The organism is Mesorhizobium tamadayense (assembly GCF_003863365.1).
Classification (GTDB): Bacteria; Pseudomonadota; Alphaproteobacteria; order Rhizobiales; family Rhizobiaceae; genus Mesorhizobium; species Mesorhizobium tamadayense.
Genome location: NZ_RQXT01000254.1, coordinates 1 through 433, shown reverse-complemented (window position 1 = coordinate 433; position 433 = coordinate 1). Strand labels below are relative to the sequence as shown.

Genomic DNA, 433 nt, shown 5'->3' with positions numbered 1-433 from the left:
GGTCATCGGATCGTCTCCTCAGACATCGATTATCACGCGGCCGCCTTCGACCTTAACGGCGTAGGTGCGCAGGTTATCGCAGGCGGGAGGCGTCTCGACCTCGCCGGTTGTGAAGTCGAAGACCGAGGCATGCTTGGGGCATTCCACCGTATTCTCCATCACCAACCCGTCGGCGAGGTGGATATTCTCGTGGGTACAAAGCCCGTCCGTGCAGTAATACTGGTCTTGATGATTCCGGAAGATTGCGAACGTCTTACCTGCATGGTCGAACCGCAGGCCGCCTTCCTCTTCCAGGTCGTCGGCTCCACAAACGTCAATCCAAGGCATCGTCACTCTCGCTAGATTTTGAGGCAACAGGGTTCGAGCGGGTTCAGGCCGATTTGTCCTTGAGGCGCTCTTTCTTGGCGCGGAAACGCGCCTTCATCCGTTCGTC

1 protein-coding gene is annotated in these 433 nt (G+C 57.7%); it reads right to left on the bottom strand.

The genetic code is table 11. From position 1 onward, the window contains the following. Positions 1-18: 18 nt before the first annotated feature. Positions 19-333, bottom strand: coding sequence for a MocE family 2Fe-2S type ferredoxin (locus EH240_RS37560; protein ID WP_036245547.1), 315 nt, complete (start codon positions 331-333; stop codon positions 19-21). Positions 334-433: the final 100 nt, after the last annotated feature.